Genomic DNA, 14,821 nt, shown 5'->3' on the forward strand with positions numbered 1-14,821 from the left:
CCCCCTGCTGGAGCGGGGTCTTTCGCGCCTTCCGGCGTGTCCGCTACTTTAGCGAATTTCCCTCTCGACTCCTAATCGGAGCCCCGGGCCTTGATTTCGCGCAGCGAAACAGGACCCTGTTTGGGAATCGTCGTAGTGGTTGGCCGCTCCGGGGCCGCGGTGACTCGATCCTGGAATCGTGACGACAGCGCTGCCCGTCTCAAGCGGCTCGGGCTACGTTAGGCGTCCCGTCCAGCGGAGTCAAGTTCCGACCTGACGGCGCGTCGAATTCCGGCGACGCGGGGTGTGGGCCCGGTAGGGGCTCACCGAGGGATCGCCGTCGATCCAGAAGCGCCAGGGGTGGGTTGCGCCCTCGCCGCCCACACCGGTGCGCGGACCGCTGAGCACCTGCTCCGGCCGGGCGGGGTGGCCGGTGAGTATGCCGAGCGGGGAGTCGGGGCCCCCGCACACATCGCTGCCGTCCAGCCTGCGGTCCACTCCCAGGGCCGTGGCCAGCCGGGCCGGGCCCTTGGCCAGCTCATGGTCGTTGCGCGCCTTCGGCCTGCGCTGATGGGCCCGCTCATGGCCGTCCAGCACCTCGCCCGCGCGCAGCAGCACCCCGCTGGCATGGCCTTCCGGTCCGCAGACCAGGTTGAGGCAGTGCCACATGCCATAGGTGAAGTAGACATACGCATGCCCCGGGGGGCCGAACATCACGGCGTTGCGCTCGGTGCGGCCACGGTAGGCGTGCGAGCCGGGGTCCGCCGGGCCCGCGTACGCCTCGACCTCGGTCAGGCGCAATTCGATCGGTCCGTCCGGGGTACGCCGGACCAGGACGCGGCCCAGGAGGTCGGGCGCGACCTCGAGGACGGGCCGGTCGAAGAAGGCACGGTCGAGGGGGGTGCGGTCAGGTCCTGCTGTCACGCGCCCCGAGCGTAGTGGAACAGATATGAACCGGTGGTTGGAGGCGGCACCGGTCCGCTGGAAGGGTATGAGCCGCGGAACCGTCCACGGCTGTTTCGCGTTTCTAGGTGTCAACAGTGATCGAATGCGATCGAGTCAAGACGCAGTCGCGTCCTTGAGAGGAAGAACATGGGCTTCAAGAAGCTGCTCGCGAGTATGGGTGCCGGTGGCGCTTCGGTGGAGACGGTGTTGACCGAGGAGAACGTCGTCCCGGGCGGCATTGTGCAGGGCGAGGTCCGCATCCAGGGCGGCTCGGTCGCACAGCAGATCGAGGGGCTCTCGGTCGGCCTGCAGGCGCGGGTCGAGGTGGAGGGCAACGACCAGGAGTACAAGCAGGACGTGGAGTTCACCCGGCAGCGGCTGGGCGGCGCGTTCGAGGTGCAGCCGGGCGCGGTGCACGCGGTGCAGTTCGGCCTGGAGATTCCGTGGGAGACCCCGATCACCATGTTCATGGGCCGCCATCTGTCCGGCATGAACGTGGGGGTGACCACCGAGCTGGCGATCGCGCGCGCGGTGGACTCGGGCGACCTGGACCCGGTCAATGTGCATCCGCTCCCCGCCCAGCAGGCGATCCTGGACGCCTTCGGCGCCCTCGGCTTCCGGTTCAAGAGCGCCGACCTGGAGCGCGGGCACATCCGTGGCACCCGCCAGCGGCTGCCCTTCTACCAGGAGATCGAGTTCTACGCGCCTGAGCAGTACCGGGGCCTTAACCAGGTGGAGTTGTCCTTCGTCGCGGACGACCGCGAGATGGATGTGGTGCTGGAGATGGACAAGAAGCCGGGGCTGTTCTCCGAGGGCAGTGACACCTACCGGTCGTTCACGATGAACCTGACCACCTTCCAGGACACCGACTGGGCCGCCTATCTGAACCAGTGGCTCGCCCAGGTCGGCGGCAAGCGCAACTGGTTCTGAGGTTTCCCTCCCGGGACCGGACCTCCGCGCGGGGCGTGCACCGAGGGCAGCTCGGTGCACGTCCCGCGTTCGTGTGCGAGGGGCGCCCGCCGGCCCCGGCAGACGCCGCCCTCGTACCGTCAGGGGCCGTCGTCGTAGCGCACCACCAGGGGCCGTCCCCGCGCCGCCCAGTACGCCTCCGCGTCGGCCAGGATGTCGGCCGCGATCGCGGCGGCGTCGGGGTCCGCGTCGCGGAAGGCCGGCCAGCCCTGGATGTCCAGCAGACAGCCGCTGGGCTCGCCGCCCTCTGCCCACCAGGACAGATCGGTGACGCAGTCGGCGAGGGCATCCCAATTTCGCCCGTACCAGTCGGGAAAGCGCAGGTCCCGGGCGCAGCGGGCGAGGAAGCCGTCCTTGTCCGTCACGCCGTCGAGGCGCAGGTGGAGGGCGAGGGTGGGGCCGGTCATGGGCGCCATGGTGCCAGCCCGCCGGGTACCGGTCTCGTTAGGCTGGCCGCGGAGATGATCCACTGCGACTTCGAGGAGGTTCTCGACGTGTCCGAGCAGAACCGGGCCCCGCTCCCCCACGACTTCCATCCGCCGGTGCCGTCGTTCACCGTGGTGAGCGACGATGTGGCACCGGGCGGCACGCTCAAGTCCGCCCAGGTGCAGGCGGAGGGGAACACCTCTCCGCAGCTGCGCTGGGAGGGTTTCCCGGAGGGGACGAAGAGCTTCGCCGTCACCTGCTTCGACCCGGACGCGCCGACGGGCAGCGGGTTCTGGCACTGGGTGGTGTTCGACATTCCGGCCACGGTCACCGAGCTTCCGGCGGGTGCGGGCAGCGGTGGCTTCACGGGCCTGCCCGAGGGTGCCGTACAGGCGCGCAATGACTACGGGACCCGTGACTTCGGCGGGGCCGCGCCGCCGCCCGGGGACGGTCCGCACCGCTATGTGTTCACCGTCTACGCGGTGGACGCCGAGAAGCTGGGCCCGGACGCGGACGCCTCGCCCGCGGTGGTCGGCTTCAATCTGCGGTTCCACACGCTGGGGCGGGCCCAGCTGATCGGGGAGTACGAGGTGCCGGCCGCGGGCTGACGCGGCGAAATTGCGTTGTTCTCGGCCAGGCTCCCGGCCAGAGTTGATCCCGGTCCCGCCGATCTCCGGCACGGGACCGGGACACCGGGATGCGGGGGTGGTCGGGATGCGCGAGACGCTGGTTCTGAACGCGAGCTTCGAGCCGCTGGCGACGGTCACGCTGCGGCGCGCCGTGGTGCTGGTCCTCCAGGACAAGGCCGTCGTCGAACACGCCCACCCGGGGCTGCGGGTGCGGGCCGCGGATGTCGATCTGCCGCTGCCGCGGGTGATCCGGCTCTGCCGTTACGTACGGGTGCCGTTCCGAAGACGTGCCCCGTGGTCGCGGCGCGGGGTGCTGGTCCGGGACCAGCACCGGTGCGCGTACTGCGGCCGCCGGGCGACGACCGTGGACCATGTGGTGCCGCGGTCGCGCGGGGGCGGGGACACCTGGCTGAATACGGTCGCCTCGTGCGCCGAGGACAACCACCGTAAGGCGGACCGGACTCCGGAGCAGGCGGGGATGCGACTGCTCAAGGCGCCGTTCGAGCCGACGCCTTCGGATGCGCTGCTGCTGGCGCTGGGGGCGGCGGAGCGGGACGGTCTGCCGGAGTGGCTCGCGCTGCCTGCCTGAGTCTCGTCCCCTGGCAGAAGGCGCCAAGGGGCCGTCCCGCCGCCGTCCGTTCAGTCGATCGTGGGCTGTTCGCGGCGCGGGGCGGGCTCCTTACCGGTGCCACCGGGGGTGCCGCCGCCGTTTCCGCCGCCGGTCAACGGGCCGAAGTTGCCCATGGCCCCGCCGAGGCCCTTGAGGGCGTCGCCGATCTCGCTGGGCACGATCCAGAGCTTGTTGGCGTCGCCCTCGGCGATCTTCGGCAGCATCTGGAGGTACTGGTACGAGAGCAGCTTCTGGTCCGGGTCTCCGGCGTGGATGGACTCGAAGACCGTACGGATCGCCTGGGCCTCGCCCTCGGCGCGCAGCGCGGCGGCCTTGGACTCACCCTCGGCCCGCAGGATCGCGGACTGCTTCTCACCCTCGGCGCGCAGGATCTCGGACTGCCGGACACCTTCGGCCTGGAGGATCGCGGCGCGCTTGTCACGGTCGGCGCGCATCTGCTTCTCCATCGAGTCCTGGATGGAGGTGGGCGGCTCGATGGCCTTGAGCTCGACGCGGTTGACGCGGATGCCCCACTTGCCGGTGGCCTCGTCCAGGACGCCGCGCAGCGCCGCGTTGATCTCCTCGCGGGAGGTCAGGGTGCGCTCGAGGTCCATGCCACCGATGATGTTCCGCAGGGTGGTGACGGTCAGCTGCTCGATCGCCTGGATGTAGCTGGCCACTTCGTAGGTGGCGGCGCGGGCGTCGGTCACCTGGTAGTAGATGACGGTGTCGATGTTCACCACCAGGTTGTCCTGGGTGATCACCGGCTGCGGGGGGAAGGGCACGACCTGTTCACGGAGGTCGACGCGGTTGCGGATCGAGTCGATGAACGGGACGACGATGTTCAGGCCCGCGTTGAGGGTGCGTGTGTAGCGTCCGAAGCGCTCCACGATGGCGGCACTGGCCTGCGGGATGACCTGGATCGTCTTGATCAGTGCGATGAAGACCAGCACCACGAGGATGATCAGGACGATGATGATCGGTTCCACTGCGGCTCCCCGTGCCCTTCATGCGGCGATTCGGATGGTCGGGATGATCAAGTCTGGCGGTTCCCGAGGGTGGAGTCTGTCAGATCCATGGTCGACTCCGCAGCTCAACCGGGGCGCCCTCAACTCTTGGTAGGACACTCCCGGTACGGCGTCTACATGACGACGGCCGTCGCACCGTCGATCTCCACTACGTCGACCTGCTGCCCTGGTTCGTAAGCCTGGTCGGGGTCGAGCGAGCGCGCGGACCACACCTCGCCCGCGAGCTTGATCCGGCCGCCTCCGCCGTCGTCGACGCGCTCGAGGACGACGGCCTGGCGGCCTTTCAGCGCCTCGATGCCGCTGCGCAGCTCGGGCTGCTGACGGCGGCTGCGGACCGCCATCGGGCGTACGACGGCGACCAATGCCACGGAGACGGCGCAGAAGACGACGACTTGAAGCACGATGCCGCCGCCGAGCGCGTCAGTGATGGCACCGGCCACGGCGCCGACCGCGACCATCCCGAATTCGGGCATCGCGGTCAGCACGAGCGGGATGCCCAGTCCTACGGCGGCGATCAGCCACCACACCCACGGATCCACATGGTCATGGTAGTTGTCCCAAGTCGCCGGGGACAGTGCGCGGATCACCTGCCGGTGGCACGGTGGGCGCAGGGGGCGGACATCAGGTCAGCGGCAGGCCCTGGGCGGTCCAGCGGTCGCCGTTGCGCTCGACGACCAGCGGGAGTCCGAAGCAGCGGGAGAGGTTGCGGGAGGTCAGTTCGGTCTCGACCGGGCCCGCGGTGAGCACCTTCCCCTGGCGGATCATCAGAACATGGGTGAAGCCGGGGGGGATTTCCTCGACATGATGTGTCACCATGATCATCGACGGGGCGAGCGGGTCGCGGGCGAGCCGTCCGAGGCGGCGGACGAGGTCCTCGCGGCCACCGAGGTCGAGTCCGGCCGCGGGCTCGTCGAGGAGCAGCAGCTCGGGGTCGGTCATCATGGCGCGGGCGATGAGGGTGCGCTTGCGCTCGCCCTCGGAGAGGGTGCCGAACTTCCGGTCGAGGTACTCGGTCATGCCGAGGCGGTCGAGGAAGGCGCGGGCGCGGGTCTCGTCGACCGCGTCGTAGTCCTCCTGCCAGTGGGCCGTCATGCCGTACGCGGCGGTGAGGACGGTCTGCAGGACGGTCTGGCTGCGGGGCAGCTTCTCGGCCATGGCGATGCCCGCCATGCCGATGCGCGGGCGCAGCTCGAAGACGTCGACGCCGCCGAGCCGCTCGCCGAGGATCCGGGCGGTTCCGCCGCTCGGGAAGAGATAGCTGGACGCGAGATTGAGGAGGGTGGTCTTGCCGGCGCCGTTGGGCCCGAGGATGACCCAGCGCTCTCCTTCTTTGATCGACCAGGAGACCTCGTCCACCAGAGCCCGCCCATCGCGGACCACCGATACGTCCAGCAGCTCCAGAACCTCGCTCATGAGCGCGTTGTCTCCCATTGCAGTCTCGAGTCGTGCGTGCGCCTGTGGGCGCAGCCCCCTGAGGAAAACCTACGCCACACGTTGTCGGTGACAGTCCTTAGGCTGGTGCCATGCTCGATGAACCACGTTCAGGGCGCCTCGCGGCTTGGGGAAATGCCCTTCTCGCCGGACTTGTCTCCCCCGATGAGGCGGCGCACCGCATCGCGGGTGAGGACACGTCGCACCGGGTGGCCGGGCTTCCGGGGGAGTCCGGGCAGGTGGGGCTCACATTGGCGCTGGGGCGGCTGCGGGCGCTCGGGACCAAGGGGCTGCGGGTGGCGCTGCCCATAGCGGGGCACCCCCTGGGGCTGAGCGGTCCGCCGGAGTTCAACGCCCACGCGCTCGACGCGGGCGAGGCGGTGATCGCCACCGGGGCGGCGCTCGGTCTGGTGCCCGAGGTATCGGCGGCCGGGCCCGAGGGCGATCAGCACATCGAGGTGGTGTGGCGGTGTCAGGCCGTGCGGGAGGCGCCGCCGGCCGATGTGCCGTCGCTGAGCGAGGCCGAGCGGGAGCTGGCGGAGGCGCTGCGGGAGGCCACGGAGGTGCTCTCGCGGCTGAACGTGGCGGGGGCGGGCCCGGTGGCCGAGGCGGCCCTGGAGGCGTATCGGGCGCGGGCCGAGCGGGGGCGCGAGGTGCTGGCCCCGGGCTATCCGCCGCGGGCCATACGGGTGCTGGAGCTGGCGCAGCGGGTGGGTGCGCTGGTGGACATCGCGTACATGGCGGGCGGGGACGGCCGGGAGCACGGCGGGGCGGTGAGCGCGTCGGAGATCACGGCGCGGGCCGAGGCGCTGCGGCCGGTGGAGCGCACCTCGCGGCGGGCCCAGGTGGCGGCGTACAACGCGTATGTGGAGGAGCGGGAGCGGGGCGGCCTGTGACCACCGCGGGCCTCTGACCACCGCGGGGGCTGTCGCGGGGCCCGGAGGCTGACATGGGGCCGGCCCCGGAGGCGGGTGCCTCCGGGGCCGGCCGGTGGTGCGTCGGGATATCCGCCAGGGGGTCGGTCAGCGGCCGCAGGGAACGCCGAAGGCGGGGTTCATGGCCCCGATGACCGAGATGGTGTTGCTGCAAGCGTTCACGGGCACGTGGATGGGCGCCTGAATGTTGTTGCCGGAAACGACACCCGGGGACGTCATCGCCCCACCGTCAGCCTGGGGGCCCTGGGCGGAGGCGACACCGGCACCGGCGACGGCGAGTCCGCCGGCCACGATCGTGAGGGCAGCGAACCTCTTGATGTTCTTCACTTCTCAAGACCCTTCATTCATCAACGCATCACCGCGGCGGTCCGCCGCGGTACGCCGTGAAGAACGGCCCGGCAGATGGCGAGTTGCGCTGTTCGAGTGATCGCCACACGTTGGTGTGATTTCACGGAGAAACGCTGTTCATGCTCCGATCCCGTGCCGTACCGCCCATAGAGCGGCCTGAGTGCGATCGGCAAGGTCCAATTTCATAAGAATGTTGGACACATGGGTCTTTACGGTCTTTTCGGACAACACCAGCGCACGGGCGATCTCCCGGTTGGACCGGCCATCCGCGATCAGTGCCAGCACCTCGCGTTCGCGCTCGGTGAGCGACCCGCCGCGCCCCTGGCCGCCGCCGCCCTCCTGGGAGAGCAGCGCGAGGGCCACCTCGGGCTGGAGCAGTACATGCCCGGAGTGGACGGACCGGATGGCGCGGGCCAGCGCCTCGGGGTCCACGTCCTTGTAGACATAGCCCGCGGCGCCCGCGCGCAGGGCGGGGACCACGGTGCGCTTCTCGGTGAAGCTCGTCACCACCAGCACCCGGGCGGGGTTGTCGAGGTCGCGCAGGGTGCGCAGCGCCTCGATCCCGTCGAGGCCGGGCATCTTCACGTCCATGAGGACGACGTCGGGGCGCAGCCCCTCGGCGCGGGCGACGCCCTCCTCGCCGTCCGACGCCTCCCCGACCACCTCGATGTCGTCCTGGACCTGGAGGAAGGTCCGCAGACCGCGCCGCACCACCTGGTGGTCGTCGACGAGCAGCACCCGAATCCGTCCCGGGTCAGCCACCGGGCACCTCCATCTCGATCACGGTGCCCTTGCCGGGCGCCGACTCCACCGTCAGACCGCCGCCGACCCCGTCGGCCCGGTACCGCATCGACACCAGCCCGAGGTGGCGCCCGGCGCGCCGTACGGCCGAGGGGTCGAATCCCCTGCCGTCGTCGGCGACGCGGAGCCGGGCGCCCTGGCCGTGCCGGGCGAGGGTGACGTCCACCTGCCGCGCGTCGGCGTGGCGCAGCGCGTTGTGCAGGGCCTCCTGGGCCACCCGCAGCACGGCCTCCTCCTGGGCGGCGGGCAGCGCCCGTACGCCCTGGCAGGCGAAGGTGACACGCGCGGAGTGGGCCCGGTCGAGCACCTGCACCTGGGTCCTGAGGGTCGCCACGAGGCCGTCCTCGTCGAGGGCGGCGGGGCGCAGCTCCACGACGGCGGAGCGCAGCTCGTCGGCGGCCTCGGCGGCGAGCAGCGCGATCTGCTGGAGCTCGTCCTTGGCACGGCCGGGGTCGCGGTCCACCAGGGCCGTGGCCGCCTGGGCGGTCAGCCGCAGCGAGAAGAGCTTCTGGGAGACCGCGTCGTGCAGCTCATGGGCGAGCCTGGCCCGCTCCCCCGCGATGGTGAGCTCGCGGCTGCGCTCGTAGAGCCGGGCGTTGGTCAGGGCGATGGCGGCGTGCTGGGCCAGGATGGACAGCAGCTCCTCGTCCTCGGCGGTGAAACCGCAGCCGCCCTCCGGCTTGGGGCATCGCTTGTTGGCGAGGAATACCGCGCCGAGAACTTCATCGCCGTCGGCAATGGGAAGTCCCAAGAAATCCGACATAACGGGATGAGCTGATGGCCACCCCTCAAAACGGGCATCCAGCCGCACATCGGAGAGTCGCTGTGGAGTGGCGTCCTTGAGCATCGCGGCGAGAATGCCGTGCTGCCGGGGCAGCGGCCCGATGGCCTTCCACTGCTCCTCACTCACCCCATCTACTACGAACTGGGCGAAACCTCCGTGATCATCCGGAACCCCCAGAGCGGCATACTCCGCATCGAGCAGCTCACGGGCGGACACAACGATGGTCTTTAGGACATCACGGACTTCCAGATGTCGGCTCATGGCGAGCAGTGCCGCGCTCACCCGGCTCAGCCCGGCCTCGGCTCCGCCGCCCCGTCCTTTCGTCATGGGCATTACCGTACCCACCGCCATCCGGTGGGCATATCGGCCGGTCGGCGGCCACCTGATAAGACCTGAGCCCTAGGTCGAACGGCGCACACGAGGCCCCCAAAAGGGGCTGTTACAGGGGTGGAAAAAACAAACACCCTGAGCATTTGCGTGGGCACAGCGCGCAATATGAGAAGCTCCGCGATGTGAGCCCGGACACACGACCTATATCAGGTACGAACGTGCTTAGTGGACGTTTCATAGGCGACTGAGCGGGGATGACGGCCGTCCGCGTGGGCATGAACGGCCTACTTATCCACTAAGCAGCATCGTATGTCACGCCTTTGCGACAACTTTTTGCGGCAGCTAAGAATTTCACCCAGTCGCACGGCGCCGTAGATCCAGGAACGGCGCTCTGCGCGCCGATTTGGCCTGCGACTCAAGCGATTGGAAGAGGTCTACTCCGCCATGCCCCTGCCCCACATCCCCGGTTACAACCGTCTCACCAAGACGCACAAGTACTCCGCCGCCGGAATCGCAGCCGCCGGTGCGGCCGCCATAGCCTTCGCGGTCGTCCCCGGTGGTGACGCCGGTGCCAAGACCACGGCCCAGGACCTGCCGAACAAGCCGGTCGCCCTCACCTCTCAGAAGGCCGACGCCCAGGCCCACCACGAGGTCCTGGCGAAGCAGTCCGCCCTCGCCGCGAAGCAGGCCAAGGACGAGGCCGCGAAGAAGGCCGCCGCCAAGAAGGCCGCGGCGGAGGCCGCCGCGAAGAAGGCCGCTGAAGAGGCCGCCGCGAAGAAGGCCGCCGAAGAGGCCGCCGCCAAGAAGGCCGCCGAGGCCAAGGCCGCCAAGGAGCGCGCCGCCAAGCAGGCCGCGAGCCGCTCCGCCACGCGTATCGAGACGGTCGCCGCCGAGAAGAAGACCTACCCGGACAACCTCGACGGCTGGATCCGGGAGTCCCTCGACATCATGAAGGAGAAGGGCATCCCCGGCTCCTACGAGGGCATCCACCGCAACATCATCCGGGAGTCCGGCGGCAACCCGCGCGCCATCAACAACTGGGACATCAACGCCCGGAACGGCGTGCCCTCCAAGGGCCTGCTCCAGGTAATAGCCCCGACCTTCCAGGCCTACCACGTCGAGGGCACCTCCTGGGACCCGTACGACCCGGTCGCGAACATCACCGCCGCCTGCAACTACGCCGCCGACCGGTACGGCTCGATGGACAACGTGAACGGCCCGTACTAAACCCGGACGGTCCGTCAAGAACCCGGCGTCGCGACGCCGAAGGGCGACGGCACCCCCTGTGTGCGAGGGGTGCCATCGCCCTTTTCCGTAGCCGTGCTTTTCGTGGCCGTATTTCCGCGGCCGTGTTTTCGTGACCGCGTTCTCGGGACCGCCGTGGCGGCTACTTGCGCATGACCTCCGGCTCATGGCGGCGCAGCAGCCGTGCTACCGCGATGCCGCACACGATGCCCAGGACGATCAACGCGACCATGTCGATGCCCCACTGGGTGGTGGTGTGCTCCCACAGCGGGTCGGTGTCCAGAGGCTTCTTGCTGTCCCACGGCGCCATCATGTGACCGGCGCCCGGGCCGAGGTCCAGCGTGGCACCGGCCGCGCCGATCGCCCAACGGGACGGCATCAGCCAGGCGAACTGCTCCACACCCGGCGATCCGAAGATCTTGAACAGCACACCGGTGAAGACCACCTGGACGATCGCGAACATGACCAGCAGCGGCATGGTCTTCTCCGCGGTCTTCACCAGGGACGAGATGACCAGGCCCACCATCATCGAGGTGAAGCCGATCGCGATCACGGCCACGCAGAGCTCGGCGGCCGGCGGCATCAGCAGGCCCTCTTCGGGCAGCTTGCGCGTCGAGAGACCGATGGCGGAGATGATGACGCCCTGGCATGCGGTGATCACCCCGAGCACGATCACCTTGGACATCAGATACGCGGAGCGGGACAGGCCGACCGCCCGTTCCCGTTCGTAGATGACCCGTTCCTTGATCAGTTCTCGTACGGAGTTGGCCGCGCCGGTGAAGCACATGCCGACCACAAGGATCAGCAACACCGTCCCGGCGGCCTGGTTGAAACTGCCCTTCGGGGCCATCTGGAGGCCGAACTTCGCGGGGATGACAACGCTCACCGCCCCCAGCACAGCGGGCAGGATCACCATCAGCCCCATGAAGCCCTTGTCGGAGCCGATCACCGACAGATAGCGGCGGATCAGCGTCCACAGCTGGGATCCCCAGCTCTGCGACTTCTGCATCCGGGCCGGCGGCGCCTGGACGTTCACCGACTGCGGGGCCACGGAGTCGAGGTCCGCCGCGTACATCTGGTAGTGCTGCGAACCGCGCCAGCGGCCCGCCCAGTCGTAGTCGCGGTAGTTCTCGAACGCCGAGAAGACATCCGCCCAGGTGTCGTAGCCGAAGAAGTTGAGCGCCTCGTCCGGCGGGCCGAAGTAGGCGACCGAACCGCCCGGCGCCATCACCAGGAGCTTGTCGCACAGCGCCAGCTCGGCCACCGAGTGGGTGACCACCAGCACCGTACGGCCGTCGTCGGCCAGACCGCGCAGCAGCTGCATGACATCGCGGTCCATGCCCGGGTCGAGACCGGAGGTCGGCTCGTCCAGGAAGATCAGCGACGGCTTGGTGAGCAGCTCCAGCGCGACCGAGACCCGCTTGCGCTGACCGCCGGAGAGGGCGGTGACCTTCTTCTCCCGGTGGATGTCCAGCTTGAGCTCGCGCAGCACCTCGTCGATCCGGGCCTCGCGCTCGGCCTCGGCGGTGTCACCGGGGAAGCGGAGCTTGGCGGCGTAGCGGAGGGCCTTCTGGACGGTCAGCTCCTTGTGGAGGATGTCGTCCTGGGGCACCAGACCGATGCGCTGGCGCAGCTCGGCGAACTGCTTGTAGAGGTTCCGGTTGTCGTAGAGGACATCGCCCTGGTTGGCCGGGCGGTAGCCGGTGAGCGCCTTCAGCAGCGTGGACTTACCGGAGCCGGACGGGCCGATGACCGCGACGAGGGACTTCTCCGGGACGCCGAAGGAGACGTCCTTGAGGATCTGCTTGCCGCCGTCGACCGTCACCGTCAGATGGCGGGCCGAGAAGGAGACCTCACCTGTGTCGACGAACTCCTCGAGGCGGTCGCCGACCAGCCGGAAGGTGGAGTGACCGACGCCGACGGTGTCGGTGGGGCCGATGATCTGCTGCCGGACCGGCTGACCGTTGACATAGGTGCCGTTGTGGCTGCCCAGGTCGCGTATCTCGAAGCGGCCGTCGGGCAGCGCCTGGAACTCGGCGTGGTGGCGCGAGACCTGGAGATCCGAGACGACCAGGTCGTTCTCCAGCGCACGACCGATGCGCATCACCCGGCCGGCGGCCAGCTGGTGGAAGGTGGTCGGGCTGCGGTCGCCCTGGGCGGTCGCGGTGCCGGCCGGGCCGGAGGAGCCGGCGCCGGGGCGGCCCTGCGCGAGGTTGCTCTGCGGCGCCTGGGGCTGCGGCTGCTGATGCGGCTGGGGGGCCTGCTGATGCGGCTGCTGATGGGGCGCCTGCTGCTGCGGGATGAACGGCTGCTGCTGATGCGGGGCCTGGGGCTGCTGCCAGCCTTGGGGCTGCGCCTGGGGCTGCCCTTGGGGCGGCTGCCCGCCCTGCTGCGGCCAGCCGCCGGGGGCGGGCTGCTGCGGCGGCGGCTGGGCGGGGGGCTGCTGACCCTGGTGAGCCTGCTGGCCCTGCTGGGGCATGCCCATCGCCGCCTGCTGGCCGTACGCGCCCGCGGCACCCATCGAGGGGGCACCGCCAGAAGGGGCACCGCCACCGGAGACGCTGAGCCGGGGGCCATCGGCGGCATTGCCGAGATGGACGGCCGAACCAGGACCGATTTCCACCTGTTGGATTCTCTGGCCCTGCACATAGGTGCCGTTGGTGGAACCCTGATCCTCAATGATCCAACTGCGCCCACCCCAGCGCACCGTGGCATGTCGCCAGGAGACCCTGGCGTCGTCCAGCACCATGTCGCCCTGCGGGTCACGCCCGAGGCTGTACGACCTGGATGGATCAAGTGTCCAGGTCTGTCCGTTCAATTCCAGTACGAGTTCCGGCACTCCATGCCCCACTAGTTGTCCCCCGAGCTACCCCCTGACACAGGGAGTCTAGGGATGGCGAACATCGTGAGGAACTATTTCAGGCTCAGTCCCTTCACCGGAAGTCGGGTTTGGCAAGACCGCATCTCGGGCGTCATTGACTCATCCGAAAGGCCCTCGGAAAGTGGTAAGCGCTGACGGATAGTGCGGATCATGGTTTATCCGGGCAACTCGCGACGATCGGGGGGTCGGCGGTATGAGCGCGAGCGGCGGCGTACGAGTGCCCTGGGGACCCGCGCTGCTCGCCGCGATCGCCTCGGTGAGCTGGGCGTTCCTGGCCATGGTCGGTATCGCCGCGCTCGGTCTGCATCTGATTGGCGCGGACGGGGCGGGCGCGCTCGGGCCGATGGCCGCCGCGGCGACGGTGCTGGCGGTCGGCGGTTCCGTCACTCCGTCCGGCGATGTGGGCGTCTTCGGGCTGGAGGGCGCGCAGGCCCATGCCGCCATCGATATCGCGCCACTCGGGGTGAGCCTGGTCGGCGCGCTGCTGCTGGGATGGCTGTTCGTACGGTCGTTGCGGGGCGCGGGGGCGGTGATCGGCCGGGCCGAACTCGCGGTGCGGACGGGCCTGGTGGCCCTGCTCTTCCTGCTGTTGCTCGCCGGGCTGACCTGGGTGGGCAACGATACGGTCACGATCGACGGTGCGACGCTCGTCCGCCGCGGCCTCGGCACCGAGCACGCCGAGCACGATCTGCTGAGCCGGCTCCCCGAGCAGCTGGGCGATATCGCGGACATCGGCGGCGGGCTGCTGCCGGACCGGCTGTCCGACCTCGTCGGCGCCAAGGCGTCCGTCGGCTTCACCGTGGCCCCCGGCCGCTCGCTGCTGGGCGGTGCGGTGTGGGTCGTCGCCGTCCTGCTGCTCGCGCTGCTCGCCTCGCGCCGTACCCCGCTGCCGCCCGGCATGCGGGGGCTGCACCGCACGGTCCGGCCGGCGGTGTCCGCGCTGTGCGGAGTGCTGGTGCTCGCGGTCGGCGCGGGCCTGGTGGCCGGGGTCTACGCGGCGATCGGGGACGACCATCCGCGGCTGGTGCTCGGGTCCGCGCTGCTCGGCGCGCCCAACGGGGTGTGGATCGGGGTGCCGCTCGGGCTGTTCGTCCCCTGGTACGGCCGGGCGAGGGGGGCGCTGCGGCATGTGCTGCCCGACCCGGTGGACGATCTGCTCGCCGGTCCGGGCGGGGAGCGGCTCACGGTGGGGCGGCTGGCCGAGCTCGACGGCCGGGTCTGGCTGCTGGTGGTCGCGAGTGTGCTGCTGATGCTCGCCGCCGGGGTGCTCACCGCGGCCCGTACGCCCGTGGGGAGCTCCCGGCCGTCACCCGTGAGGAACTCCCGGCCGTCACCCGTGGGGAACTCCCGGCCGCTCGCCTTCGCGGGGTGGTGTGCGCTGCGGCTGGGCGTGGTGACCGCGCTCGCACTGCCGCTGCTGGTGGGGCTGACCCGGGTCTCGGCGGGGGCGAGCCTGTCCGTGCTCGGCTTCGACGCCTTC

The 14,821-nt window shown here is 69.9% G+C and carries 15 protein-coding genes; 6 read left to right on the plus strand and 9 right to left on the minus strand.

From position 1 onward, the window contains the following. Positions 1-240: 240 nt before the first annotated feature. Positions 241-903: a DNA-3-methyladenine glycosylase gene (locus GWI24_RS27170; protein WP_210948538.1), complete on the minus strand. Its 663-nt coding sequence runs from the start codon at positions 901-903 to the stop codon at positions 241-243. 168 nt (positions 904-1,071) lie between these two features. On the opposite strand from GWI24_RS27170, the gene GWI24_RS27175 reads away from it, so the two are divergent. Continuing rightward, a complete protein-coding gene (locus GWI24_RS27175; protein ID WP_210948539.1) occupies positions 1,072-1,854 on the plus strand; it encodes a sporulation protein in 783 nt (260 codons plus the stop codon). A gap of 119 nt (positions 1,855-1,973) precedes the next feature. On the opposite strand, the gene GWI24_RS27180 is transcribed toward GWI24_RS27175, so the two are convergent. Next, positions 1,974-2,300 (minus strand): barstar family protein, encoded by a 327-nt coding sequence (locus tag GWI24_RS27180; protein WP_223863993.1) that lies wholly within the window; start codon positions 2,298-2,300, stop codon positions 1,974-1,976. A gap of 87 nt (positions 2,301-2,387) precedes the next feature. Here GWI24_RS27180 and GWI24_RS27185 point away from each other — a divergent pair, with 87 nt between their 5' ends. Together GWI24_RS27185 and GWI24_RS27190 are read left to right on the plus strand one after the other, a co-directional pair. Then, on the plus strand, positions 2,388-2,927 hold the full coding sequence (locus GWI24_RS27185; protein ID WP_210948540.1) for a YbhB/YbcL family Raf kinase inhibitor-like protein: 540 nt from the start codon (positions 2,388-2,390) through the stop codon (positions 2,925-2,927). Between the two features lie 106 nt (positions 2,928-3,033). After that, positions 3,034-3,537, plus strand: coding sequence for an HNH endonuclease (locus GWI24_RS27190; protein ID WP_037963497.1), 504 nt, complete (start codon positions 3,034-3,036; stop codon positions 3,535-3,537). Between the two features lie 50 nt (positions 3,538-3,587). On the opposite strand, the gene GWI24_RS27195 is transcribed toward GWI24_RS27190, so the two are convergent. The 3 genes from GWI24_RS27195 to GWI24_RS27205 form a co-directional block, all read right to left on the minus strand. Further along, entirely contained in the window at positions 3,588-4,547 is a 960-nt protein-coding gene (locus GWI24_RS27195) for an SPFH domain-containing protein (RefSeq protein WP_037963463.1), read from the minus strand. Positions 4,548-4,699: 152 nt separating this feature from the next. Beyond that, the gene (locus tag GWI24_RS27200; protein ID WP_121825037.1) at positions 4,700-5,125 is read right to left on the minus strand and encodes an NfeD family protein; all 426 of its coding nucleotides are present in this window, start codon (positions 5,123-5,125) and stop codon (positions 4,700-4,702) included. Positions 5,126-5,207: 82 nt separating this feature from the next. After that, positions 5,208-5,999 carry an ABC transporter ATP-binding protein gene (locus GWI24_RS27205; protein ID WP_210948541.1) on the minus strand — a complete coding sequence of 264 codons (792 nt, stop codon included), beginning with the start codon at positions 5,997-5,999 and terminating at the stop codon, positions 5,208-5,210. Positions 6,000-6,109: 110 nt separating this feature from the next. On the opposite strand from GWI24_RS27205, the gene GWI24_RS27210 reads away from it, so the two are divergent. Next, positions 6,110-6,913: a hypothetical protein gene (locus GWI24_RS27210; RefSeq protein WP_210948542.1), complete on the plus strand. Its 804-nt coding sequence runs from the start codon at positions 6,110-6,112 to the stop codon at positions 6,911-6,913. Between the two features lie 126 nt (positions 6,914-7,039). Here the strand turns inward: GWI24_RS27210 and GWI24_RS27215 are convergent, their stop codons facing one another. The 3 genes from GWI24_RS27215 to GWI24_RS27225 all read right to left on the minus strand — a co-directional run bounded on the left by GWI24_RS27215 (position 7,040) and on the right by GWI24_RS27225 (position 9,212). After that, positions 7,040-7,279, minus strand: a complete 240-nt coding sequence (locus tag GWI24_RS27215) for a chaplin (protein WP_210948543.1) — start codon at positions 7,277-7,279, stop codon at positions 7,040-7,042. 138 nt (positions 7,280-7,417) lie between these two features. Further along, the gene (locus tag GWI24_RS27220; protein WP_210948544.1) at positions 7,418-8,062 is read right to left on the minus strand and encodes a response regulator transcription factor; all 645 of its coding nucleotides are present in this window, start codon (positions 8,060-8,062) and stop codon (positions 7,418-7,420) included. Continuing rightward, the gene (locus tag GWI24_RS27225; RefSeq protein ID WP_210948545.1) at positions 8,055-9,212 is read right to left on the minus strand and encodes a GAF domain-containing sensor histidine kinase; all 1,158 of its coding nucleotides are present in this window, start codon (positions 9,210-9,212) and stop codon (positions 8,055-8,057) included. The genes GWI24_RS27220 and GWI24_RS27225 overlap by 8 nt, the downstream gene beginning before the upstream one ends. 447 nt (positions 9,213-9,659) lie before the next feature. Here GWI24_RS27225 and GWI24_RS27230 point away from each other — a divergent pair, with 447 nt between their 5' ends. Continuing rightward, complete coding sequence (locus GWI24_RS27230; protein WP_210948546.1) at positions 9,660-10,442, plus strand: transglycosylase SLT domain-containing protein; 783 nt, start codon at positions 9,660-9,662, stop codon at positions 10,440-10,442. 160 nt (positions 10,443-10,602) lie between these two features. Here the strand turns inward: GWI24_RS27230 and GWI24_RS27235 are convergent, their stop codons facing one another. Further along, a complete protein-coding gene (locus tag GWI24_RS27235) occupies positions 10,603-13,311 on the minus strand; it encodes an FHA domain-containing protein (protein ID WP_210948547.1) in 2,709 nt (902 codons plus the stop codon). 223 nt (positions 13,312-13,534) lie between these two features. Here GWI24_RS27235 and GWI24_RS27240 point away from each other — a divergent pair. Next, positions 13,535-14,821: streptophobe family protein (locus GWI24_RS27240; protein WP_210948548.1), on the plus strand; the 1,287-nt coding region annotated here is incomplete at its 3' end.

Origin of the sequence: Streptomyces sp. MK37H, from assembly GCF_018035285.1 — a bacterium.
GTDB classification, from domain to species: Bacteria; Actinomycetota; Actinomycetes; order Streptomycetales; family Streptomycetaceae; genus Streptomyces; species Streptomyces endocoffeicus.

Coding starts and splice junctions, on each gene's coding strand:
- GWI24_RS27175 (WP_210948539.1), top strand. CDS start 1,072: ATGGGCTTCAAGAAGCTGCTCGCGAGTATGGGTGCCGGTGGCGCTTCG.
- GWI24_RS27180 (WP_223863993.1), bottom strand. CDS start 2,300: ATGACCGGCCCCACCCTCGCCCTCCACCTGCGCCTCGACGGCGTGACG.
- GWI24_RS27190 (WP_037963497.1), top strand. CDS start 3,034: ATGCGCGAGACGCTGGTTCTGAACGCGAGCTTCGAGCCGCTGGCGACG.
- GWI24_RS27205 (WP_210948541.1), bottom strand. CDS start 5,999: ATGAGCGAGGTTCTGGAGCTGCTGGACGTATCGGTGGTCCGCGATGGG.
- GWI24_RS27210 (WP_210948542.1), top strand. CDS start 6,110: ATGCTCGATGAACCACGTTCAGGGCGCCTCGCGGCTTGGGGAAATGCC.
- GWI24_RS27225 (WP_210948545.1), bottom strand. CDS start 9,212: ATGACGAAAGGACGGGGCGGCGGAGCCGAGGCCGGGCTGAGCCGGGTG.
- GWI24_RS27230 (WP_210948546.1), top strand. CDS start 9,660: ATGCCCCTGCCCCACATCCCCGGTTACAACCGTCTCACCAAGACGCAC.